The organism is Pseudonocardia sp. Ae331_Ps2, from assembly GCF_001932405.1.
In the GTDB taxonomy this organism is placed as follows: Bacteria; Actinomycetota; Actinomycetes; order Mycobacteriales; family Pseudonocardiaceae; genus Pseudonocardia.
In genome coordinates this window covers 1,390,634-1,412,793 of record NZ_MCIM01000001.1, presented here as the reverse complement: position 1 = coordinate 1,412,793, position 22,160 = coordinate 1,390,634, and the positions used below count along the sequence as shown (strand labels likewise).

22 protein-coding genes and 1 pseudogene are annotated in these 22,160 nt (G+C 70.9%); 13 read left to right on the top strand and 10 right to left on the bottom strand.

Annotated elements, in window-relative coordinates:
* The 3 genes and pseudogenes from Ae331Ps2_RS33075 to Ae331Ps2_RS30995 form a co-directional block, all read right to left on the bottom strand.
* Positions 1–247, bottom strand: a pseudogene (locus Ae331Ps2_RS33075) (IS5/IS1182 family transposase); the annotation flags it as partial.
* 439 nt (positions 248–686) lie between these two features.
* Entirely contained in the window at positions 687–1,919 is a 1,233-nt protein-coding gene (locus tag Ae331Ps2_RS31000) for a helix-turn-helix transcriptional regulator (RefSeq protein ID WP_139318918.1), read from the bottom strand.
* A gap of 156 nt (positions 1,920–2,075) precedes the next feature.
* On the bottom strand, positions 2,076–2,372 hold the full coding sequence (locus Ae331Ps2_RS30995; RefSeq protein WP_249265631.1) for a helix-turn-helix transcriptional regulator: 297 nt from the start codon (positions 2,370–2,372) through the stop codon (positions 2,076–2,078).
* A gap of 214 nt (positions 2,373–2,586) precedes the next feature.
* Here Ae331Ps2_RS30995 and Ae331Ps2_RS06675 point away from each other — a divergent pair, with 214 nt between their 5' ends.
* The 9 genes from Ae331Ps2_RS06675 to Ae331Ps2_RS06635 all read left to right on the top strand — a co-directional run bounded on the left by Ae331Ps2_RS06675 (position 2,587) and on the right by Ae331Ps2_RS06635 (position 11,606).
* Positions 2,587–2,811, top strand: coding sequence for a hypothetical protein (locus Ae331Ps2_RS06675; protein WP_217695638.1), 225 nt, complete (start codon positions 2,587–2,589; stop codon positions 2,809–2,811).
* Positions 2,808–3,086 (top strand): hypothetical protein, encoded by a 279-nt coding sequence (locus Ae331Ps2_RS06670; RefSeq protein ID WP_139318919.1) that lies wholly within the window; start codon positions 2,808–2,810, stop codon positions 3,084–3,086. Before Ae331Ps2_RS06675 ends, Ae331Ps2_RS06670 begins: the two co-directional genes overlap by 4 nt.
* Positions 3,087–3,422: 336 nt before the next feature.
* Positions 3,423–4,658 carry a hypothetical protein gene (locus Ae331Ps2_RS06665; RefSeq protein ID WP_075310478.1) on the top strand — a complete coding sequence of 412 codons (1,236 nt, stop codon included), beginning with the start codon at positions 3,423–3,425 and terminating at the stop codon, positions 4,656–4,658.
* Positions 4,659–5,015: 357 nt separating this feature from the next.
* A complete protein-coding gene (locus Ae331Ps2_RS06660; protein ID WP_175581825.1) occupies positions 5,016–7,016 on the top strand; it encodes a cell division protein FtsK in 2,001 nt (666 codons plus the stop codon).
* A gap of 290 nt (positions 7,017–7,306) precedes the next feature.
* A complete protein-coding gene (locus Ae331Ps2_RS33070; protein ID WP_075310482.1) occupies positions 7,307–7,600 on the top strand; it encodes a hypothetical protein in 294 nt (97 codons plus the stop codon).
* On the top strand, positions 7,597–8,553 hold the full coding sequence (locus Ae331Ps2_RS06650) for a bifunctional DNA primase/polymerase (RefSeq protein WP_371336328.1): 957 nt from the start codon (positions 7,597–7,599) through the stop codon (positions 8,551–8,553). Before Ae331Ps2_RS33070 ends, Ae331Ps2_RS06650 begins: the two co-directional genes overlap by 4 nt.
* Positions 8,550–9,752, top strand: coding sequence for an AAA family ATPase (locus tag Ae331Ps2_RS06645; RefSeq protein ID WP_083695294.1), 1,203 nt, complete (start codon positions 8,550–8,552; stop codon positions 9,750–9,752). The genes Ae331Ps2_RS06650 and Ae331Ps2_RS06645 overlap by 4 nt, the downstream gene beginning before the upstream one ends.
* A 289-nt stretch (positions 9,753–10,041) precedes the next feature.
* Complete coding sequence (locus tag Ae331Ps2_RS06640) at positions 10,042–10,233, top strand: AlpA family transcriptional regulator (RefSeq protein ID WP_075312772.1); 192 nt, start codon at positions 10,042–10,044, stop codon at positions 10,231–10,233.
* Entirely contained in the window at positions 10,233–11,606 is a 1,374-nt protein-coding gene (locus tag Ae331Ps2_RS06635) for a tyrosine-type recombinase/integrase (protein WP_075310068.1), read from the top strand. Before Ae331Ps2_RS06640 ends, Ae331Ps2_RS06635 begins: the two co-directional genes overlap by 1 nt.
* A gap of 738 nt (positions 11,607–12,344) precedes the next feature.
* Here Ae331Ps2_RS06635 and Ae331Ps2_RS06630 read toward each other — a convergent pair.
* The 4 genes from Ae331Ps2_RS06630 to Ae331Ps2_RS34165 form a co-directional block, all read right to left on the bottom strand.
* On the bottom strand, positions 12,345–13,013 hold the full coding sequence (locus tag Ae331Ps2_RS06630; protein ID WP_075310070.1) for a cation transporter: 669 nt from the start codon (positions 13,011–13,013) through the stop codon (positions 12,345–12,347).
* Entirely contained in the window at positions 13,010–13,366 is a 357-nt protein-coding gene (locus tag Ae331Ps2_RS06625) for a metalloregulator ArsR/SmtB family transcription factor (protein WP_075310072.1), read from the bottom strand. Before Ae331Ps2_RS06625 ends, Ae331Ps2_RS06630 begins: the two co-directional genes overlap by 4 nt.
* Before the next feature lie 629 nt (positions 13,367–13,995).
* Positions 13,996–14,742: a DMT family transporter gene (locus Ae331Ps2_RS06620; RefSeq protein WP_170917008.1), complete on the bottom strand. Its 747-nt coding sequence runs from the start codon at positions 14,740–14,742 to the stop codon at positions 13,996–13,998.
* A gap of 149 nt (positions 14,743–14,891) precedes the next feature.
* Positions 14,892–15,158, bottom strand: coding sequence for a CGNR zinc finger domain-containing protein (locus Ae331Ps2_RS34165; RefSeq protein WP_226358928.1), 267 nt, complete (start codon positions 15,156–15,158; stop codon positions 14,892–14,894).
* A gap of 1,016 nt (positions 15,159–16,174) precedes the next feature.
* Here Ae331Ps2_RS34165 and Ae331Ps2_RS06610 point away from each other — a divergent pair.
* Entirely contained in the window at positions 16,175–16,540 is a 366-nt protein-coding gene (locus Ae331Ps2_RS06610) for a hypothetical protein (RefSeq protein ID WP_020624854.1), read from the top strand.
* 143 nt (positions 16,541–16,683) lie between these two features.
* On the opposite strand, the gene Ae331Ps2_RS06605 is transcribed toward Ae331Ps2_RS06610, so the two are convergent.
* Positions 16,684–18,321 (bottom strand): CocE/NonD family hydrolase, encoded by a 1,638-nt coding sequence (locus Ae331Ps2_RS06605; protein ID WP_075310080.1) that lies wholly within the window; start codon positions 18,319–18,321, stop codon positions 16,684–16,686.
* Between the two features lie 91 nt (positions 18,322–18,412).
* Here Ae331Ps2_RS06605 and Ae331Ps2_RS06600 point away from each other — a divergent pair, with 91 nt between their 5' ends.
* Complete coding sequence (locus Ae331Ps2_RS06600) at positions 18,413–19,579, top strand: GNAT family N-acetyltransferase (RefSeq protein ID WP_170918308.1); 1,167 nt, start codon at positions 18,413–18,415, stop codon at positions 19,577–19,579.
* 19 nt (positions 19,580–19,598) lie between these two features.
* On the top strand, positions 19,599–19,808 hold the full coding sequence (locus Ae331Ps2_RS06595) for a hypothetical protein (protein WP_226358927.1): 210 nt from the start codon (positions 19,599–19,601) through the stop codon (positions 19,806–19,808).
* An 18-nt stretch (positions 19,809–19,826) separates the two neighbouring features.
* On the opposite strand, the gene Ae331Ps2_RS06590 is transcribed toward Ae331Ps2_RS06595, so the two are convergent.
* On the bottom strand, positions 19,827–20,090 hold the full coding sequence (locus tag Ae331Ps2_RS06590) for a hypothetical protein (protein ID WP_075310084.1): 264 nt from the start codon (positions 20,088–20,090) through the stop codon (positions 19,827–19,829).
* 92 nt (positions 20,091–20,182) lie between these two features.
* Positions 20,183–21,169: a patatin-like phospholipase family protein gene (locus tag Ae331Ps2_RS06585; RefSeq protein ID WP_075310086.1), complete on the bottom strand. Its 987-nt coding sequence runs from the start codon at positions 21,167–21,169 to the stop codon at positions 20,183–20,185.
* Positions 21,170–21,354: 185 nt separating this feature from the next.
* Here Ae331Ps2_RS06585 and Ae331Ps2_RS06580 point away from each other — a divergent pair, with 185 nt between their 5' ends.
* Positions 21,355–22,155: a class I SAM-dependent methyltransferase gene (locus Ae331Ps2_RS06580; RefSeq protein ID WP_139318920.1), complete on the top strand. Its 801-nt coding sequence runs from the start codon at positions 21,355–21,357 to the stop codon at positions 22,153–22,155.
* Positions 22,156–22,160: the final 5 nt, after the last annotated feature.

The window sequence follows — 22,160 nt, the reverse complement described above, 5'->3', positions numbered from 1 at the left end:
GGACGTCGATGCCTTCGTGCAGGTAACGGTAGGCCGTTGCAGTGCTGATCGCGTTGTCACCGGCCAAACATCGGACCCGGGTAGCATCACAGAACCAGCGGATCACCAGCACTGCCTGGGCGAACGGGGTCAACGCCCGCCGCCGGGTGCCACGTCGACGGCGTTGAAGGACCAGGAGCCGCGCCAGATAGGCCACGGTGCGCTCCCCGATCGGGAGGACAGCGGTGTAGGTGACAGGATCAGACATGCAGGACCTCGGTGACGGTGTCGATCTGTGCTGGACCGAACCGATCTACCGGGGTCCTGCCCCGTTCCCGCTCATCTCACCACCCTCGGCGTGTCGCCACGACCTGCCACCCCGCTACTGAGAACACCTCATTGAGCCTTTGCCAACCTGACGTTGGCCCTGGTCAGAAGCTTGAGACGCGACATCGGAGGCTGGCGGAGTCACCGGGGTGACCTGCATCGACAGGGAACAGGCGGGCCAGCGGGTGGCCTCGGAGGACATCCACCCACCCCGTCCCAGCCAGGTTGGCAAAGGCTCATTGCCAGGCGCCTTTTAGGTGAGGCGCGCTCCCGCTTTTCCATTGCTGCATTCGAAGAGCCCTACACCAATTACGGGGCTGCGCTCATCGGGGCCTCATCCGACAGCTGAGCCTGGCCCGGCGAGTTCCCGCTGCCCCCAGCTAGGTAAGGCTGCGAAGCTCGTCTCTGGCGTCCGCTGCGATAACTGATCCTTTAAACTGCTTCCCGTCGAGCAGGTCTCCCATCTCTGAGATTCGCCTGCGAATCCAGGAAATTTTCCGTTCCTCGGGTAGATTGATTACAGGGCGTAATACCTGCATTGCTCCATCAATTTCGCCTACTTTGACGCGGGCAGTTGCTTGATATACGTGAGCTAGAGCCTCATCGTCCAGTGATCGGAACTCATCCCCCTCGTGTTCCCACAGGGAGATGGCGCGCCCGGCGTCTCTGTCTGCTCGCTTCAGGGCTTGTGGATCGTCCAGCCACATTAGACTTGAGCCACCATAGTAGAGCTGTTTGGCGTAGCTGAAGGAGTAGAGGCCGTTCACAGAGTCGGACGCGGCTTTATCGCGCAAGGATAGAGCTTGATCTAGGAGGTCCTGCGCCTTCCTGGAGTTGTTGAGGTTGGCGGCACACTGAGCTGCTCCACATAGGAGGCGAATCGTTGACGTGCCTGCTCCTGCGTACTTCAAGCCGTCCTGGGCAAGGTTGTCCGCAAGAGTGTAGTTCTTCTCGAACCGCGCCAGGAGAGATTCAGTTCCGCGGACCCAGGCGCGCAGTTCATTGTCGTTCGCGGATTCCGCTAGGTGCCATGCGGCACGAGCGTGGGTCGCGGCAATCTCGGGGTGGCCGAGGTCGAGGGCAGCGTAGATAAGCACCCCGGAGGCTCTGCCTGCCGCCAGGGTCAAGTCGCGCAATTCGTGTGGTCGCACAGCGCCTTCGGTTAGCCGCCTTAGAGACTCTTTCCGAATGTCTGTAGCCTTGCGCAGCATCGGCTCTGCGGGTTGATGTAGATAGGCGATACTGAGTGATGCAACGCTCTCGCTTAGAGCGTCGACGTCTACTGCGTCGGGATTTGCTGCTGCAGCAATGATTGCGGCCGATTCTTGTTCGGTGGCGATGAGAAGTTTCCGTTGCCGTGCACTCTCCTCTCGCTCGCTATTTGCGCGGTCCCATGCCGAAACTAGTGAGCCGGACGCATGTAACACTTGATCAGCTCGTTCAGCCCAGTCACGCCCAGGCCATCGGGCCCCTGCCGCCACATTGCTGATCCAGCCCCGTGTGGCCAGTGTCGGCCGTTCCAGCTCCCGGTAAGAGAGGCCGCGGTCGTCACGCAGCTCTCGAAACAGCGTGACGAAGTGCCGTTGGTGCTGGTCTTTGCCCCCGGAGGTCATGCGGCTGCTAAGCCTCTCGTCTCGCAGGTGTATCCACCTCGGCTTGGTGGGCTCTGGATACGGTTGTCCACTTCTCGGTTCCGGCTGTCCGGCTGAAGCTTTGAGCATGCCAACAAGCGCAAGGCTCCACGGCCAGACTGGCCAACTTCTGCGGGATCAGCGCTCTCCGGCAGGCAGTCGACGCTCGACAGCTTCGAGCCGCGCTTCGAGGGCCTGCATGGCGAGGTGGAGGGTTTCGACGGCCGGGACTGCGCTCGACCCCACCTCCTGCGGGGGCCGCCCTTCGGCTACCGCAGTGAGGTGGCCGCTGGGCCAACCAAGTGCCTCCGACACGGCGCTCAGTGTCCGGGGGGATCTGCGGCGGGACTGACCGCTCTGCAGGGCGCGGAGAGTGGAAACGCTGACTCCGGAACGCCGCGACAAGTCGACCTGTGTCACGTCCAGCTCTGCCATTCGGGTGTTCATGGCTGATGCCACGGCTTGCCAATCCATCACCGCTGTGACCTCCGTGTTAGCGCTCCTAGCTGCGTCAACTCTAGCGCTCTGAGGTCTGAGCGACGAACTTCTACGAGCTGTCGAGCGCAAGAGTTCGCTTGACCAGGCCAAAGCGAGCGCTACTATAAGCGCTAACATAAGCGGTTCAGTGAGGAGAGTTGCGATGGGTTCGATGAGTTACCTGGCCGACTGCGTCGTCCCGCTGGACGACGACCAGCGTGAGGCCCTGCACGAGTTCTGGGATCGCATGATCGCCGACGAGCTCGGGCCGATCCCCGCCGCCAACGGCAGTCCCTCGGGCAAGCCGGTCGACGGCTCGATTTCCCGGTCGTCGGTGGTTGTTGAGATCGGCACGTTCGCCCTCGCGGTGCCGGTTGCCGATGAGGTGGCGGCGTGAGTGCCCGGCTGAGTTCCGCGGTGGAGCGGGCGGCGGCGAAGGCGGCGCAGGAGCGTCCGGTGCGCCTGGTCCGGCCCGGGTGGTGGGTCTACGCCTACGGGCCCGTGGGCGGCACCTGGGCGGAGGTCGTCGCGATCGAGTGGCGTCCGCAGGGGCAGGTGCGAGTGAAGCTGCGCCATCTCGACGGTAGTGCCGGGGTGGTGGAGACCTCGCGGTCGGCGCCGATGTCGTACCTGACCGAGGCCACGGCCCGCCGGGTCGGGCTCTGCCGGTGATGTCGCAGAAGCGGGTCGTGCGCCGGGCGCGCTGACCCCCGGGTCCGGCGCGGGACGAGCCGGGACCACCGTAACTACATGATCCACATAGGACAGACGAGCGAGAGGAGCAAGGGCGATGGGTTGGTTGTCGAGTGCGGCGAAGGGTGGGGCTCGGGCGGGCCGGTCGGTGGTCGCGAACGAGTTGGCGGCGGCGGAGCACCGTCGGCATCACCGGCGGGGTCGTCACACGGAGGAGGCGTCGGGGCCGGTGCATTGCCGGTCGTGCGGGGTCCGGGTGCGGTCGGGGATGGGTGATGTGTGCTCGCGCCCGCGGTGCATGAAGGCGGCCGTGCGATGAGCACCGGGACGTGGGCGGAGCGCCGTCGTGAGGACCGCGCCGCTGCGGCGGAGCGGGCCCGTCGTGACGCCGATGCGGCTGCGGAGCGGGCGTTGCACGCCGAGGCGGTGCGGGCGGAGATCGCCGAGCGCCGCCGTACCGAGCAGGCCACCCGGGATCAGGTCGCCCGGACCGCGCGGGCCGAGCAGGCCCGCCGGGCCCGGACCGAGCGACGCAAGCGTGCCGGCGCTCGCCGGGCCGCGGTCGGGGTGTGGGCGGCTGCGCATCGGGTGGATCTGCTGATCTATCCGCTGGCGGTGGCGTCGGCGGTGATGGCGGTCCCGGCGATGGCCGCCTATGGCGTCGCGGTCTACGGGTCGTGGACCGGTGCGGTGCTGCCGGTGCTGTCGGAGTTGGGGATGTGGGCGTTCGCGCTGGCGGTGCAGTCGCGGCGCCGCACGCACCCGGGCGCCCCGCTGTGGGCGTTGCAGGTCGGGGTGTGGGCGTTCGCGGCCGTGGCCGCGGGCCTGAACGTCGCCCACGGCCTCGACGGTGAGCACGGTGGCGTGAGTACCGGGCTGGTGATGGGTGTGGTGTCGGTGGCCGGGGTGATCGCGCACCAGTTGGTGACCGCCGGGGCCCGCCCGGCCCGCAGGGCGCGCACCGAGCGGGCGGCGGAGCGGAAGCTGCGCGCGGCCCGGCGGGCTGCGTTGCGGGCCGCGGTCGCCGAGATCGACACCGACGGCGACGCCCGTCTGGTGCACGCCCCTGGGGTCTATCGGGTGCGTCGTGACCGGCTCGGCCGTCCTGTGCTGGCCCCGCACACCACGCCCGGTCTGCCTGTCGACGACGACGGCGGTGACCTGGCGGCGGAGGTGTCGGCGTGGCTGGCCGAGCAGAACCCGGGCCTGTTGAGCGTCCCGGTCCCGTCCGCTGACGAGCCCGCGGGCGGGACCGGGAACCAGCGCGACCCGGCCGACATCGGGACCGAGGACGACCGCCCCGGCGGGCACGGCGTCGCCACCCTCGACCGGCCGACGGGACCGACCGGTGGTGAGCACGGTCGCCGTCGTCCGCGGAAGGTGGCCCGGCCGCGGGCTCGCTCGATGGATGCGCTGCGCGCCGAGTTTGCGGCGGCGGTGGCGGCGGGGGAGGTCGATCCGTCGTCGGCGGAGTCGATCCGTACCGGTCTGCGCTGCGCCCCGGCCAGGGCGCGGGCGCTGCGTGATGAGCACCGAACCGACCAGTCCTGACCAGCGATGATCGAGGGGAATCGACCTGTGGACAGCAGCTCGCACGACCGGCACGACGAGATCGACACCAGCATCACGGACCAAGCCGTGATCGAGGGTCCGGCGCCGAGCGCGGCGGCCGGGCGGGGTGAGCACGGGCGGCGCCCGCCGCCCCGCGGGGGCCGAGCGGGTGAGCCGCTGGTGATCGACGCCGAGCCCGTCACTGAGGAGCCGGCCACTGGTGAGGTGGTGTCTGCTGATCGGGGGCCGCGCAAGGTCGCTCGACGGGCGGGTGGGCTCGTTCGGTCCGGGGTGCATGTGGTCACGACTGCTGCGGGTGGTCCGGCGCGGCGAGCGGGGGCGGCGGCGGTGGCCGGGGTGAAGGCGACCCCGAAGGCGACCGCTCGGGCCGCGGTGACCACGGTGGCCGGGTACGGCTCGCTGGTTCGGCGCGCGGTCGCGGCAGCGACCCACGGTGGGGTGCGCGAGCAGATCCGCGCCGCCCGCGCGGCCGGGGACTCCACGGCGGTGGCGGAGTGGACCGAGCGTCTGGACACGTTGAAGGGCCACCGTGCCCAGCGGATCAAGGAACTGCCTCGTCAGGTACTGGCTGCGCTGATGGTGACCGGTATCGCCGTGGCGGTGCTTGGTGTGCTGTTGCTCGCCGGTGGGGTCACCGCGTGGCTGGCGCCGGGCGGGTTCGGCTGGGGCTCGTGGTGGGACATGGTCGGTTTGGTGGTCCGGTTCGTGACCGCTGCGGTGACCGTCGCGGCCACGGTGGCGCTGTGGGTGGCCGGGCCGGCGCTGCTGCTGGCCGGGTGGTGGGAGGGGCGCCGCCACACTGCCGGCCCGGCGTGGCTCGCGACCAGCACTGACGCCGACCTTGACGCGCTGGTGGATGAGACCACGATCGCCCGTGCCCTGGACGCGCTGCGTATCGCCCAGATCAGCGCCTACTTGAAGGCGGGCACGCCGTTGCAGTTCCTCACCCCCGCTCGGGTCGATGGACGCGGTACCCATGCGGTGGTCCGGCTCCCGGCCGGGGTCACCGCCGACCGCATCGCGCGGCGCCGCGCGGACCTCGCGACGGGGCTGCATCGGTTGGCAAAGGAGGTGTGGCCGACCACCGGTACCGAGGCTGGGATCCTGGATCTGTGGGTTGCGGACAAGGGCGCTCTTGCCGAGGGCGCTGGCCCGTATCCCCTGCTCGACGACAGCGCGACCACGGTGGATGTGTTCAAGGGGGTGCCGTTCGGGCGGAACCTGCGCGGCACCCCGATGGTGGCGCCGCTGCTGGAGCGCAACACTCTCGCCGGTGGGATGCCTGGACAGGGCAAGTCCTCCGCCGCCCGGGTCCTCATGGTCGGGGCCGCGCTGGACCCGACGGCTGAGCTGCGGATCTGGGTGCCGGATGCGAACTTCGACTTCGAGGTTTTCCGGCCTCGCTGCTCGCGCTACGTCATGGGTGCCGAGGACGTGCGGATCGCCGAGATCACCGAGCACCTGCGGGAGCTGCACGCCGAGGTCCAGGCCCGCGGTGAGCTGCTGGTCCGCTACGAGATCCCCGCGGTCACCCGCGAGTACGCCTCCAAGGGCGTCGGGCTGCACCCGCTGTTCTGCCTGCTGGAGGAGGCTCACGTCGCGATCCAGCACCCCACCCACGGCGCCGAGGTCGCGAAGCTGCTGGTCGACATCGTCCGGCTCGGTCGTAAGCGCGGGATCCACCTGATCGTCTCCACCCAGGCCCCCACCAAGGACTCCATGCCCCGTGATGTGACCCGCAACTGCTCCAACGGCGTCGCGTTCGCCGTCGGGGACCACGTCGCCAACGACGCCCTGCTCGGCCAGGGCGCCTACACCGCCGGGCACCGCGCCACCGAACTGATCCCCGGGGTGGACCGCGGAACCGCGGTGGTCAAGGGGTTCTCCGGGCAGCGCTCGGAGATCGTGCAGGTCTACTTCCTGTCCGTCGACAAGGACACCCCCGCCGGGGACCAGGTCACCCCGCTCATCGAACGCGCCCTCGACGCCATCGAGCGCCGTGGGAAGGGCCTGCCCGGCGCCGGGCGCCCCGCTCCGCAGGCCGAGCCGGAGCAGCCGCGGGACCTGCTCGACGACCTCGACGCCGTCCTGGGTGCCGACCCGGTCCGCATCGCCGACGTCCCGGCCCTGCTCGTGCGTCACGCACCGCGCCACCAGCCCTACCGGTCGCTGACCGGCAAGGCACTACGCGCTCAGCTCGCGGCCGAGTTCGGGATCAAGGTGCCCTCCACCGGGAACCGCTGGCCCCTCGATCCCGTCACCGTCCGTGACGCACAGGTGCGGCGGGCGACCGCGGACCTCGACGACGACCACGACGGCGACACCGAACAGGAGTGAACCGGGTCCGGCTCGGCCGGCCGCCCCGCTACACGGCGCTTCCAGCCCGCCGGGCGGGCCCGGTTAACCCGGCTCACTCGATCACTCGACGCAGGTCAGCACGTCAGAGAGCCACAACCGGGCGGGAGTGAAGAACCTAACCCGCCCACCGCCACCTCACCCACCGACCTCACCCCAGCTCCATCACCCGACACCACGCCCACCAGGCCGGTGCCGCGACCCCGTCATGTCGAAAAACAGGAGCCCTCATGTCTACACACAGTCACCGAAACCCGAGCGACGTCGGCCGAGTGGACCGGGTCGCCGTCACCACGTTGGCCTCCGGCTGGCTGGAGGCGTTGTCGGGGTTCACCGAGTACACCTGCCTCACCGTGGCCTGTGTGGGCTGCGGTCAGCCTCACGTCGACGAGGACGACAACACGCTGCACCTCCCCAGCCGGGCCGCGGCGATCCTGCACGCCGACGCCACCGAGTTCTGGACGCTGGGACCGCAGGGCATGTGGTGCCCGCAGTGCCACTGGGACGCCCACGCCGCCGAACGAGCCGCCGCCGAGCGGGCCGTTGTCGAGGGGGGCTTGCGGTGAGCGCGGCGGGGGAGGAGCTGTGCCGGGTCGCGCTCGGGTTGGCTGGGCGGGGTTGGCCGGTGTTCCCGTTGCGGGCGGGTACCAAGCGCCCGGCGCTGCACGGGCACAGCACGTGCCAGAGGATCGGGCCGTGCGTGGCCGGGCACTGTGGGTGGGAGCAGCGGGCGACGACCGACCCGGACCGGATCCGCGCGGCGTGGTCGGCGGGGGTGTTCAACGTCGGTGTCGCGACCGGCCCGGCCGGGCTGGTGGTGCTCGATCTCGACACCGCCGAGCCGGGCGAGGTGCCGCCGCCGCGGTGGGCCGCACGCGGGGTTGTCGGCGGCGCAGGGGTCCTGGCCGTTCTGCTCGCCGACGCCGGGTGCGTGCTCCCGGCGACCTATGAGGTGGCGACCCCGTCGGGCGGGCGGCACCTGTATTTCCGCGTCCCGGCCGGGCTCGGGCTGCGCAACACCGCTGGCGAGACCGGGCGTGGGCTCGGGTGGAAGGTCGACACCCGGGCCGGTGGCGGCTACGTCGTCGCCGCCGGGTCCGCCACCCCGAGCGGGGTCTACCGCGCCGCCGACGACCATGCGCAGGCTGCCGCGCTGCCCGGTTGGCTGGCCGACCGGCTCGCCCCGCCCCCGCCCCCGGCTGTTTCAGCGGGTCCGATCCGGACCGGTGCCGGGCGCCGGGACCGCTACCTCGACGTTGCACTACGGGCTGAAACAGCACGGGTGACCGGGGCACCCAAGTCCCAGCGCAACGCCTGCCTCTACGTCGCCGCGGTCGCCCTCGGACAGCTCGTCGCCGGTGGAGCTCTACCCGAGGGCGAGGCCTGGCAGGTGCTGCGCAGCGCGTGTGCCGGGCACGTCGCCCTCGGCGCCTACAGCGCGGCGCAGGCGGACAAGACGATCGCGTCCGGTCTGCGGGCCGGGGCGAAGCGACCCCGACGGATCGAGGACGCCGCATGAACCCCCCACCCACCCCAGCCCCTCACCCCACCCCGATCGGGAACGCCCCGCACACGCCCACACAGGGCCCGTTGAGCGGCCCGCAGGGCGGGGGCAGGCGGGGCGGACCGAACTTGACGGAGGCCCCGGCGCCGCGGCGCACGGCCTGGACAGCGGAGGAACTGATGGCCATGGACTTCCCCACGCCGCGGTGGGCGGTGCCCGGGGTGATCTGTGAGGGCGTGACCCTGCTCGCCGGGCCCCCGAAGGTCGGCAAGTCCTGGATGAGCCTGGGTCTCGCGCTCGATATCGCCGCCGGGCGTCCGGCGTTCGGGCGGATTCCTGCCGAACAGGGCTCCGTGCTCTACCTCGCCCTGGAAGACACCCCGCGCCGGTTGAAGTCCCGTATGGAAATCGCGTTGGGCGGGCGGCCTGCACCGGCCGGGCTGACCCTGTCGATTGCCTGCGAACCGATGCCCGCCGGGGGCACTGAGCAGATCTCGCAATGGCTCGACGCCCACCCCGATGCCCGCATGGTTGTCATCGACGTCTTCGTCAAAGTTCGCGGCACCCCCGCCCCCGGGGTCGCCGCCTACGATGCCGACTACACGGCGATGACCCGGATCAAACGGGTCGCCGATCACTACGGCGTCGCCGTCGTGCTGGTCCACCACGTCCGTAAAGCCGCCGCAGAGGACTTCCTGGCCACGGTGTCGGGCACCAACGGGTTGGCCGGTGCTGCGGATGCGGTGCTCGTTCTGGAACGCGCCCGCGCTCAGGCCGATGGGGTTCTGCACGTCACTGGCCGTGACGTCGACGAAACGGATTACCCGCTGGCGTTCGACCCGGGCGCGGGGGCGTGGTCACTGCTCGACGGGAAAGCGTCGGACTTCCAGATGCGTGACACCCGCTCGTTGATCATCCGCTACCTACGCGACTACCCCGGCACCAAGCCCAAGGACATCGCCGCCGCGCTCAACCTCGACGCCGGGACCGTGCGCCAGAACTGCCGACGCATGGAGGCCGACGGACAACTCCGACGCAACCCCGCCGGGCAGTACTGGCCCGGCGACACCGCCACCGCAGCAACGAGTGACAGCGGTGACAGCGGTGACGCACCCGCCGTCGAACCACTGTCACTGAGCCTTTGCCAACCTGACGTTGGCCCTGGTCAGAAGCTTGAGACGCGACATCGGAGGCTGGCGGAGTCACCGGGGTGACCTGCATCGACAGGGAACAGGCGGGCCAGCGGGCGGCCTCGGAGGACATCCACCCACCCCGTCCCAGCCAGGTTGGCAAAGGCTCACTGCTGTCACTTCGTCACTCAACCCCCGACGACCAGGGAGAACACCAGTGACGCGCCCACCCGGTCCGGGTGACAGCCGCGTGACCGCGGCGGGGCCTCACCTCTGTCACTGTGTCACTCGACCCGCGTTGACCTGCGGAAACATGAGTGACAGTTCGAGTGACACCCGCGCCGTGCTGTCACTCACCCCGGAGGGAACCCCCATGACCCGGTCCGCCGCCCGTCTCACCGTCGCCGACCTTTGCGCCGAACTCGACATCTCCCGATCCACCTTCTACGACTGGCGCGCTAAAGGCCGCGCACCCCGCTGCATCAAACTCCCCAACGGCGAAATCCGCATCCGCCGCACCGACTTCGAGACCTGGCTCGACACCCTGGAAGAGGCGACCGCCTGATGACCACCACCTACGACGTCCGCATCTGGGAGATTCAAGTCCGATACAAGCAAGAGGCAGGAAGGCGACGGCCGACCCGATACGTGGTGCGCTGGATGCTTGAACCGGGTGGCCGGTTTCAGCGATCCTTCAAGCTTCGAGCCCAGGCCGATAGCTTTCGATCGGAACTCCTCACGGCTGCTCGTCAAGGGCAGGCCTTCGACGTTGAGCAGGGCTTGCCGTCGGCAGCATTGCGAGAGTCGATGACCATGAGTTGGATCGAGTTCGCGCGGTGCTACGCGGACATGAAGTGGGGCGATAGCGCGCCGAAGAGTCGGAAGAGCACCGCGGATAACCTCATCGCCATATCGCGAGTAGTTTTTAAGGGCCGCCGCGGTGAGCCTGAGAGGTCCCTCATGGGAGCTGCTCTTCGCGTCTCCTTCAACTCGACGATGCGGCAGCAGGTCATCCCCGAGGGGATCGAGGGGGTGATTCGATGGATGGAGCGGTCCTCTCCTTCCGTCGCGGAAATCATGAAGCCAGCGAAGCTCCGGCAGATCCTCTCCGATATCGAGCGCACTGCTGCTGGTGATCGGTGCGCCAAAAATACGATCCGCCTCCGGCGAACCACCTTGCGAAATGCCATGGACTACGCTGTCGAGCGGGGGTTGCTCGCGACGAATCCGATCGGGGACATGAAGATCAAGCGCAACAAGGTATCGCTGCGCGAGGTTGACCAACGGAGCGTGGTGAATCCTGTCCAGGCGCGAACCCTTCTTCGTGCAGTCAAGGAAGACTCGCCGCGACTGCACGCGTTTTTTGCAGCCATGTATTACGCCGCCCTTCGTCCAGAAGAGGTCATCAATCTCCGAGCGCAAAACCTGACACTGCCATCTGACGGATGGGGCGAGATTGCACTGACGCGTGCGGCGCCGGAAGTCGCGGCGGAGTGGACCGATCACGGCACCGTCGGCGAGGAGCGCGAGCTGAAACACCGGGGGGTGGGTGAGGGGCGCATCGTCCCGTGTTCCCCGGCCCTCGTCGAGCTGCTGCGGGCCCACATCGCCCGCTACGGCACTACCGCGGACGGCCGACTGTTCCGCGCGATGCGGAGTGAGGCCCCGCTGTCCAGCAGTGTCTACGGCCGAGCCTGGGAGCGTGCTCGGACTGCGACGTTCACCGAGCAAGTCCTCACCTCGCCTCTGGCGCTGCGGCCGTACGACCTGCGGCACGCGGCGGTCTCGACGTGGCTGAACGCGACCGGCGATCCCACCCGGGTCGCGGAGTGGGCAGGCCACACCGTGAGTGTCCTCCTGCGGGTCTACGCGAAGTGTCTCGACGGCGGCGAGATCGAGGCGCGGCGGCGGGTCGCCGAGCGGTTAGACGGGGGCTGACCCATGGGCCTGTGGGCCGTCCGTGGGCCACACCGCCACTTCCGACGTTCGCCCCCTCCTGTTTCAGCAGGTCAGACGCGATACGGAACTTTGATCGACGGCTGGCTGTAAATCCGTCGGCGTAGCCTTCCCAGGTTCGAATCCTGGACCAGCCACAGCAGGTGAAAGAGACCCCCGACCAGCGGAAACGCCGGAACCGGGGGTCTCTTTCGTTGTCCGGGTGTGTCCGGCTTCGACCCACGGTCTACGGGTGTTCGCGGTCGCGATCGTGGTCGGTCTTCAGGGAGAGCGTCCTCGATGCGGCGGCGGGCGATGTCCTCCTGACCGACGATGCACTTGGCGTAGCCCCGGAGCAGGACGTCGACACTGTGGCCCGCCACGCCGCTACCTGCGGAGCCGGGACACCGCTGTTGAGCCACGTGGAGGCAGCGGCGTGCCGGAGGTCGTAGGGGCGGCGAGCCAGCGGTGACGCCGCTTCGTCGACGGTGAGCGCGGCGGCGCGTGCCTGGGCCCAGAGCCGTCCGTAGAGGCTTCTCGGACAGCGGTCCGCCTCGGGCGCCGCGGAACAGCCGCCCGTCGGGAGTCGTGCCGTGCTCGTCAAGGCGCCGCCTCCGGAGGCGTGGGGCCGGCCACGCCGGCCCCGTCGCTCGCTCACTACACCTCCGGCCCGTTCGCGGCGCCGTGGCTCGGCTACCCGGCCCCACGTCGACCAGGCGGGCCAGATCGACGAGGCGATCGTCAGCGGCCGCAGTCAGCCGAACACGCGTCCGTGTCCCTGGCAGTCCCGAGCTGCGGGGCGCAGCAGCCCTCGCCTCGCCACGCGTTCAGGCCCTCGCGCACAGCCAGGACGGCAAGCACGAGAGCTGCGACCGGATCCGCCCACCACCAGCCACGGGCGGCGTTGAGCACGAGCCCGACCAGCACCGCGGCCGATAGGTAGGTGCACAGCAGCGTCTGCTTGGAATCGGCGACAGCGCTCGCCGAGCCGAGTTCGCGCCCGGCGCGGCGTTGGGCCCAGGAAAGGAACGGCATGATCGCGACGCTGACCGCGACCAGCACGATGCCCACCGTCGACCGGTCGGCCTCCGTGTCTCCGAACAGACCTCGTAGTGCCTCGACGGTCACGTAGGCGGCGAGGGCGAAGAACGAGCACGCGATGACCCGCAGGGCGATGTGTTCCCGGCGGGCCGGGTCGCGGCCGGCGAACTGCCAGGCGACCGCCGCTGCGGAGCTGACCTCGATGATGGAGTCCAGCCCGAACCCGATCAGCGCGATCGAGGAGGCGGTGTGACCCGCGGCGATGGCAATCACGGCCTCGACGACGTTGTAGGTGATGGTGATCGCGACGAGCAGGCGGATGCGGCGCGTGAGAACCGCGCGGCGGTCGGCGGAGAGCGACAAGGTCACGACGCAATGTCCTCGGCGGAATCCGCGGTGCCGTAGTTCCGGCACAGTGCCACCGCGTTGCCGGTCTCGGCCAGCAGGGTCTCGGCGCTGCGCAGGAGATCGATCAGCTCCGGGCGCACGAGCCGGTAGTAGGACTGGCGTCCTTCAGCACGGGAGTCGATGAGGCGGCAGTCGCGCAGGCACGCCAGGTGCTTCGACACCGTCGACTGGGCTAGGCCCAGGTGATGGGTCAGATCGACGACACGCGCCTCGCCCTGGCTGAGCCGGAGCACGATGGCCAGCCGGGCGGGATCGGCCAGCGAACGGAACAGAGCCACCGCGGGGCTGACACCAGGGCAACAATCCATCGCCATCCGGCGATGTTAGCTAGATCTAGCGATGGAATGGAAGGCTGGATCCCCCTCGGCCGGTTGATGGTCCACGCCGCGGTGCCGGCCGCGAGGGCGCCTGCGGCGTCGCTACGCGATGGCTGCGCCACCCTTGCCTCGTCACCACGACGAGGAGATCGGCCTGTACGAGGGGGACGGGGGAGGAGCGGGCACAACCCCCGCGGTGCGGATCACGGACGATACGCGGCCACGGACGAGTGGTCCGCACTTGCGCCGCAGGTCAGGGCCGGTATCGCAGCTCTCTGCAAATCCGTCGGCGTAGCCTTCCCAGGTCCGAATCCTGGACCAGCCACAGCAGGTGAAAGAGACCCCCCGAACAGCGGAGACGCCGGAACCGGGGGTCTCTTTCGTGTCTGGGTCCGTCCGGCTGTCGCCGGGCTTCTATGGGTGTTCACGGACGCATCACGGACGCGATCATGAACGGCCGTCTCGGAGAGCCTGCTCGACCCGGCGGCGAAGAGCGTCGTCCTGACCGGCGATGCACTCGGCCGTAGACCTGCAGCGGGACATCCACGCTGTGCCCGGCCCACGACGCGAACTGCGGTCGGCTACATCGCCCCAGCACAGGATCCGTGGTGGGGCGAACAGCAGGGTCATTGCCCTGGGGGCTGACGTCCCTGTCCCGTAGTTGCGCCCCTCTCGGAGTGTTCGCCGCTGCCGGCGCTACTTGTCGCCGCGGCAACTGCGCCCGATGCGACGACGGCGGCCAGGCCTGCCACGGTCAACGAGTCCAGATGCTGGCTCAGCAGGATCGCCCCGGTGACCGCTCCGATGGCCGGGTCGAGGGAGAACAGAACGCTGACCGCACGGCTTCCGATGAGTTGTAGAGCTCGGAAGTCCAGCCAGAACGCCCCTGCGACACCCACCGCTCCCGTTGTCACGAGGATCGCGAGGCCCGGGCCGTTCAGGGACGGTGCGGAAGCAACCGAGAACGGTGTCAACACCACCGCCGATGCCGCGACGCTGAGAGCCAAGAGGTCCACTCCGCCCCGTTGCCCCACAGCGCGGCTCGCGAGGGTGTAGACGGCGAGCGCGGCGCCGGCAGTGAGCCCCACGACTACGCCGCCGGCGCTGTCGACGGTTCCTGGCCGGCTGATGAGTACGACGCCGGTCAAGGCGATCACCGGAAGGACCAAGGCCGGTCCGCGGCGGAACCCGGCGCAGGCGACCGCGAACGGTCCGAGGTAGAGCAGCGTGGCCGCAACTCCGAGCGGCAGCACCGCCACAGCGGAGTAGAACGCGACGTTCATGGTGGCCATGGAGACGCCGAAGACCGCGATCCAGGTCCATTCCCGCACCGTCCGTCCACGTAGCGCCGGTCGAACGACGAGGAGCAGCACGAAAGCGCCCATTGCCTGCCGCCAACCGGCGACCGCCGCGGACCCCAGCTGGCCCACGAGCGGAGCGGTGAGCGCGGCAGAAAGCTGTACCGCCGAACACGATGCCACCACCAACGCTGCGCCCAGCGCAGGATGACACCGGGTGGGCCTCATGAGGCTGTGCGCTTCCGCTTCCGATACTCGCGGGCCTTGTTCTGGCCGCCGCACACCTGCATGGAGCACCACTTGCCTGTCCCGGGTCGGGACCGATCCCAGAACGCCCATCCGCAGGCGTCGTTCGCGCACAACTTCAACCTGCGAATGCGACTGTCCGCCAGAGCTGAGGACAAACTCAGCAGAATCCGAGTCGAGTACTGCTCGATCGGCGCACGGTCAGAAGATGCGTCGATGGACGTGCCGGAAACGGAGACGGCCATCGGGAAGACGTAGGAGTCCGTCGGCTGGTGGGTGAGGACGTTCCGGCAGGCAGAGCGAAGGTCGCGAAGGAGCGGCAGGTCCTCGTCCGCGACCCCGCCTCGCCCCGGCCAGCCCTGGCCGAGCGCTGCCGTCGCGGTGCTCGCCGTCGCGAGATGCTCCCTGTGCCGGTACAGATCCAGCGTGTTCGCCAGTCGTCGAACCGGCTCGAGCTCGATGGGAGCCGAGTGCGATGGGTCCCAGCTCGGCCCACGTGCTTCCGTCACCACTAAACGATACTAACAAGTGACGCTCGATCTGGGGCCCACGGTCGCTGCTGCGGTGACAGCGTCAGCGACAGGGCGTGCGGTCGGACGCGTGAGCCGGGCATGCAGCGCCGCGGACACTGCGGCGGGGTCCTTCTGCGACACGAGGTGCCCCACACCATCGGGCGCCACGATGACCGCGCAGGTCGGCGACGCGCGTCCCCACCAGGGCGGTGTGCAGTCGCCGGAGCCCGGCGACCGCGCCGGCGCTCCGAGACCAGCCGGAAGAACCGGTGGCCACGGCTCAGCGCGAGCGCGACGGAGGCGCCCGCCCCCCCGGATTGCAGGCAGAACAGCCCCCACGCTGCTCGTGGCCTCGTCATCGATGGGGTGACGGGTGAACAACCCATCCGGGGACGGCTGCGATGGCGTGTCCGGAGCGACTCTTTCGATATCGACGGGGTGACGCATCGACACGGTCGAGCGGACGACGTGTCACGGAGCGTGTTGCAGCAAAAGGATGCGCGTCCATTCGGGTCCACTGTGGTGACGAAGCGTCGCAACGGGCGTCCGGAAGCGACATCCCCGCGGACCCTCGGCTGCCGGAAGAGAGCAATAACCTCGCGGTCGGTAATGCCTCTCATCCGATAGTGGTAGAAAGTTCGTTGGATCGGGGATGGACCGGATAGCGTTCTGTGCATCGGCGGGGCTCCCGAACCCACGCCGAACACGCCGGTCCGACATCGGACCCCGTACACAACGGAGAAATAACTGTGCTGAAGAAGGCTGGAATCCTGACCGCCGGCGTCACCGCTGGTCTGCTCGCCATCTCCCCGCTCGCCTTCGCGGGTGACGGCGGCTGGGACAAGGGCCACGGGCACGGCCACGGCGGCGACCGCATCAACGCCGACCAGATCAACAACCTGGAGAAGGACCGCAACAGCGTCCAGTCCGGCCTGATCAACGTCGGTGACGTCAACGCCCTGAACAACGCCAACGTGCTCTCCTGCACGCTGAACAGCGCCGACGTCGCCGCCAGCGTCCTGGGCATCCTCGGTGGCCAGGCCACCAACGGCGAGGACGCCCCGGGCTTCAGCGACTGCTCGCAGGGCGAGTCCCAGACCAACGTCCAGGACTGAGTGCTCCTGCACCACCGGGTACAGGTGACGGGACCGTCGTCCCGTCACCTGTGACCCTGCACTTCTCGGACATCCCCTGCTCTTCCGACCGGAGCGGGGGATGTCCGCATTTCCGGGGGAGCCGGAAATGCGGACGGGGGACGTCAGGGGTGGTGCGGCAACACCACGTGCGACGGGTGCTCGGAATCGTGCAGGATCTCGTAGGAGATCCGTTCCCCGTCGACCGCGGTGGCCGTCCGCTCACCGGTTCCCGGGTTGCGGGCGAAGCGCGGGAACGCCGCGCCGGCGACCTGTACCCGGAGCCGGTGCCCGGCCCGCACGCGGTACCCGGTCGGGCTCAACGTCATCCGGACGACCGTCGTGCCGTCCGGTGCGGTTGCCTCGCGGTCGGGCACCAGCCGGTGCATCGCGTCGGTGATGTTCATCGAGGCCCCGTCGGGGCCGACGTCGCACAGCCGTACGAACACGTCGCCGATCCCCGTCCCGGTCCGCACGTAGACCACGGCCGACACCGGACCGAGCAGGTCCAGGTCGGACTCCAGCGGCGGGCCGGTCCAGACGCGCACGTCGTCGCGGGCCTCGACGGTGCGGTTGTCCAGCTGCTTGGACGGCGGCTGGAGCATCGGGCCCCCGACCGTCGGCGTCGGGTCGGCCGGGTCGTAGACGAACCGTGACGGCGGAGTGGTCCCGGCCGGTCGGTCCGGGCCCAGCCCGCCACCGGCGTCGAGGTACCACTCGGTCGGGCGGGCCTCCGGTGGTGGCCAGCACGGCAGGTCGGTCCAGCGGTCGGCGTGCTGCACGTACACCCGGACCGGGGCGCGGCCGTCGTGCTCGCCGCCGTGCAGGTGCACGCCCAGCCAGTGGACCATCTCGTGGGCGATGGTCGACAGCGATCCGCGGTCGCCGTGGGACCAGGGGCCGATCGTGATCCGCGCCGTCGCCCCGCCCCGCTGCAGCGCGGTGAAGTCCACCAGCTGACGGTCCAGGAACAGGTCCCACCAGCCGGTCACCATGCAGACCGGCGGCATCGCGGCGGCGTCGAAACCGTCGTGCTCGGCGGGCGCCCAGAACTCGCGCGGCTGCTCGGCGTGCTCGACGAAGTCCCGCCAGAACACCACCGGCGCCCCGGTCAGCGCGACGTCCGCGGCCTGCAGCGGCTGGGAGGTCACCGCACGCCGCTTGCGACGGCTGAACACCGGCGTCGCGAGGAAGCCGGTGACCGCGCCGATGCGCTCCTGGCGGCCGATCTGGTTCACCCAGGTCGCGAGGTTCAGCAGGCCGGGCGCGCCGCCGGGGTAGAAGGTGCTGGTGAACTCCGACGCAGTGATGTCGGCGTTCATCGAGCACAGACCCGGGTCGGCGTAGGGGGCGACCGCCCACTGGGTGTGTCCGACGTAGCTGGGGCCCACCATCGAGACGCGGCCGTCGCACCAGTCCTGTCCGCGCACCCAGGCGAGCGTGTCGAGACCGTCGGAGCTCTCGTGCAGGAACGGGCGGAACTGCCCGCCCGAGCCGAAGGTGCCCCGGGTGGACTGGACCAGCACCTGGAACCCGCGGCGGGCCAGCAGCGAACCGATGATCGACCCGAGGCCGTCGCGGCCGTACGGGGTGCGCATCAGGACCGTCGGACGCGGCCGCAGCGGGCCGGGCGCCCGGTACAGGTCGGCGAGCAGGACGACACCGTCGGAGAGCGGGACCCGCAGGTCACGCTCGCGCACGTACGGCTCGTCGGCACCGAAGCCGAGCCTGCGGTCGACCAGTCGCTCCGTGAGCGCGGTCATGACACCTCCCCCTCGCCCGCCCCCTGCGGACACCGTCGATCGTAGGAGAACCCGGTTGCACCGACCGGGCGTGGCCGGTGACGGTGACGCGGTGACCGTCCCTCCCGTACTGACCGACGGGGTCGTGACCCTGCGCGCGCACACCGACGCCGACCTCCCCGGGATGCTCGAGGTGTACCGCGATCCCGTCGTGCAGCACTGGACCTCGCTCGCCCCGACCACCACGGAACGCCGGGCCCGGGAGTGGATCGACCTCACCCGGCGGGAGTGGGCCGCCGGCCGGCAGTACGTGTGGGCGGTAGAGTCCGGGTGCGACGGCCGCCCTCGCTACGCGGGCTCGATCGACCTGCGTCGCGACCCGGTGCCGTCGGTCGGCTACCTGCTCGCACCCTGGGCGCGCGGACGGGGGTTCGCGAGCCGCGCGCTGCGGCTGGCCGCCGACTGGGGCTTCGACGTCGCCGGGTTCGCCGCGCTGCACTGGGACTGCCGTGCCGGGCACGTCGCGTCCTGGCGGGTGGCGCACGCCTGCGGGTTCCGCTTCGAAGGTGTCCGGACCCTGGCCCTGCCCGCCGAGGGCGGCCTGGTCGACGCCTGGACCGCCGTCCTGCTGCCCGGCACACCCGTCGCCGACCGTCCCCCCGCGACGACGTGGTGGCCGCACCCGGTGCTCGACGGCGACGGCGTCCGGCTCCGACCGCCCACCGAGGCCGACCTCGCCCGGCACGTCGAGGCGTGCAACGACCCCGTCGCCCGCTGGTGGAGCGCCACACTGCCGGTGCCCTACACCGACGACGACGCCCGCCGCTGGCTGCGCGACCACCCGCTGGAGCGCTCCCTGGGCGCCGGCGTCGGCTGGGTGATCGCCGACCCGGACGACGACCGCTACCTCGGCACTCTCTCGGTGTTCGGCACCGACCGGCCCTACTCCCCGACCGGTGGCGAGGTCGGCTACCGCGGCCACCCCGACGCCCGCGGCCGCGGCGCGGTGTCCGCGGCGGTCCGGCGCGGCGTGCGGCACGCGTTCACCCCGGTCGCCGACGGCGGGATGGGCCGGCACCGGCTGCAGCTCGGCGCCGCGGCGGACAACACGGCCAGCCGCCGCGTCGCCGAGCGCGCCGGGTTCCGGCTGTGGGGCCGCCCGCGGGCCGACGGGGTGCACGGCACGGAGAACGAGATCGTCGACGACGGGGTCTGGTACGACCTGCTCGCCACCGACCCGGTCCCGCCGCCCACCGGAACTGTCGGGGGTGCCCCGTAGCCTGCCCGCCGTGCGGATCATGCGGATGTCCTGTTGCGGGACCGAGTGGGTGGGGCCGGACCGGGCGCACTGCTGCCGCAGGTTCGGTGGCTGCGGAGCCGTCTTCGACGACGCGGCGCTGTGGGACACCCACCGCCCCCGCGGCGTGTGCGTGACCGACCCGCGCGAGCTCGGGCTCGTCGCCACCCGCAACGGGATCTGGCAGCGGGCGCTCGACGCGGCCGGCTGAGCGGAGGGAACCGGCGGGTCAGGGCGGCCCGCGGGTGATGCCGCGGAACACCGCCTCGTCCGGGCCGGGGTTGCGGATCCGGACCAGGCTCAGCCCGGTGAACCACAGCACCGAACCGGCGCCGAAGGTCCGGCTCCCGCCCGCGGCGCAGCACAGCTCGATCCGCCCGGCGTCGACCACGACGACGGCGCCCCGCCACTCGTCCTCGACGTGCGGGCGGACCTCACCGGGGGCGAGCACGACGGTGCGGGTCCATGTCCGCGACGGCGTGTCGTCGTGCACGGGCCACCCCCGTTCCGGTGCGGGGCACGGTGCCCACACCGGCTCCGACCGCCCGGGAGCGCCGAAGTCATCGACGCACGTCGGGACGGGGCTCAGGCCGCGGCGGCGGGTGCCGTCGCGGACAGCACCGTCTCGTAGCCGATCCGGGCCGCGGCGGCGACCCGCCCGGGGTCGGTGGACAGGCCGTGGACGCCGGCGGAGGAGTGCGGGCTCAGCGTCAACAGGTGCGCCCCGGACCGGTCCGGGTGGGCGGCGTCGGCGAGCAGCGGCAGGCACTCGCCGTGCCGGGCAGCGTCCTGCGCCATCCGCCCCAGGCCCGGTGCGAGCCGGTCCAGCGAGCGGGCCCACAGTGGGGTACGGGCATCCGGTGGAGTGCCGGTGAGGTCGTCGGCGGTGCGCGTGAGCAGGGCCAGGACGTGCGTGGCGCCGTCGCGCAGGGCTCGGGCCACCGGGAGCGGGTCACCGACCGAGCCGTCGACGAAGTCCTCGGCGTCCTCGCCCGAGCCGACCCGTACCGGGGGGCCCGCCAACAGCGGGATCGCCGCCGTCGCCCGCATGGCGGCCTTCCACGTGGCGCCGTCGGGCAGCGCGGTCAGCACCCGCGGGCGCAGGTCCACGGCCCCGGTGACCACCACGTTCAGCGGGACCGGCGGGTCGACCAGCCGTGACCAGTCGGTGGGCAGGGAGTCGACGAGGATCCGGTCGAACAGGTGGTCCAGCGACACCATCGGGCGGCGGCTGCCGAACCGGCGCGGGTCGATGAACTCGCGGCACGCCATGTCCCGGACGAACACCCGGGACACCTCGGCGCCGTGCCCCATGACCAGCGCCGTCCCGACGAACGCCCCGGCCGAGCTGCCCCACACCTCGTCGACGCCGGCGGCGAGCCCGAGGTCGGACAGTGCGTGCACCATCCCGGCCGCGTAGGAGCCGCGCATCCCGCCCCCGCCGACGACCAGCGCGACCCGCGCCCCGTCGGCGTGCCCACCGGGGCGAAGCCCGGCGTCGCGCCGACGCTCGAGCAGGCGCAGGACCTCGGCGTCGCCGTGCGCGGCGGAGGTGAGGAGGGCGGGGGACACGGCCCCATCATGGAGGTCCGCGACCCCGCGGCCGCGCCCCGGTGGCAGGACCGTCCACGGGCCTCCGACCGCGAGCCACCCACCGCCCGACGCCTCCCGGCTCGGGCACCCCGCCGGGCAACTAGTACGTTCGCGCGACCAGCGCCGACGCCACGCGGAGGCCCGCTGGAGGGGGGAAGGACACCGTGACGCAACGACGCCGTCCGCGGTTGCACGCGCTCGAGGCGACGTCGCTGCCCGCGGCACACGCCAGGGCCCGCGATGCCCGTCGCCGCCATCCGGTGGTCGGGGGCCACGCCGCCGCCGTCGTCGCCGAGGACCTGGACCTGGGCTCGGCGCCCGGACGGGCCGACACGCTGTCCACGTTGCTGCGGGTCGCCGTGTTCGACGAGTGGGTGCGCGAGTTCGCGCGCCGGCACCCGGGCGGCACCGTGGTCGAACTGGGGCCGGGGCTGGGCGACCGCGCGGGACGACTCGGCGACGAGGGCCCGGCGCACTGGGTCGATGTCGAGCTGCCCGGGGTGGCCGAGCTGCGCCGCGAGCTGCTGGCGGGCCCGGCGCACCTGGTGGCCGGGTCCGCGCTCGACGAGGACTGGCTGGAGCTGGCCCGCGACCTGCCCGGCCCGCACCTGGTCGTCTCCGACCGGGTGCTGACGCTGCTGCCCGAGCAGGGCGTGCAGCGGATCGTGTTCACCGCCGCCCGGATGCTCCCGGGCGCCGAGCTCGTCACCGACCTGCTGTCCCGCGGCGCGGCCGGGCGGCTCGCCGCGGGCCCGCTGCGCGAGCTGGAGGTCGACTGGACCTGCGAGGACCCGCGCGAGCTGGAGCCGTGGGGGCTGCGCCTGGCCGCCTCCTGCGACGCGGCGTCCCCACCCGCCGAGGTCGCGGCCCGGCTGCCGCGGGCGTCGCGGGCACTGGCGGCGGCGCTGCGGGCGACCGCGCTGCGCGGCGAACGCCTGGCCCGCTACGAGATCGTGCCGGTCTGAGCCGG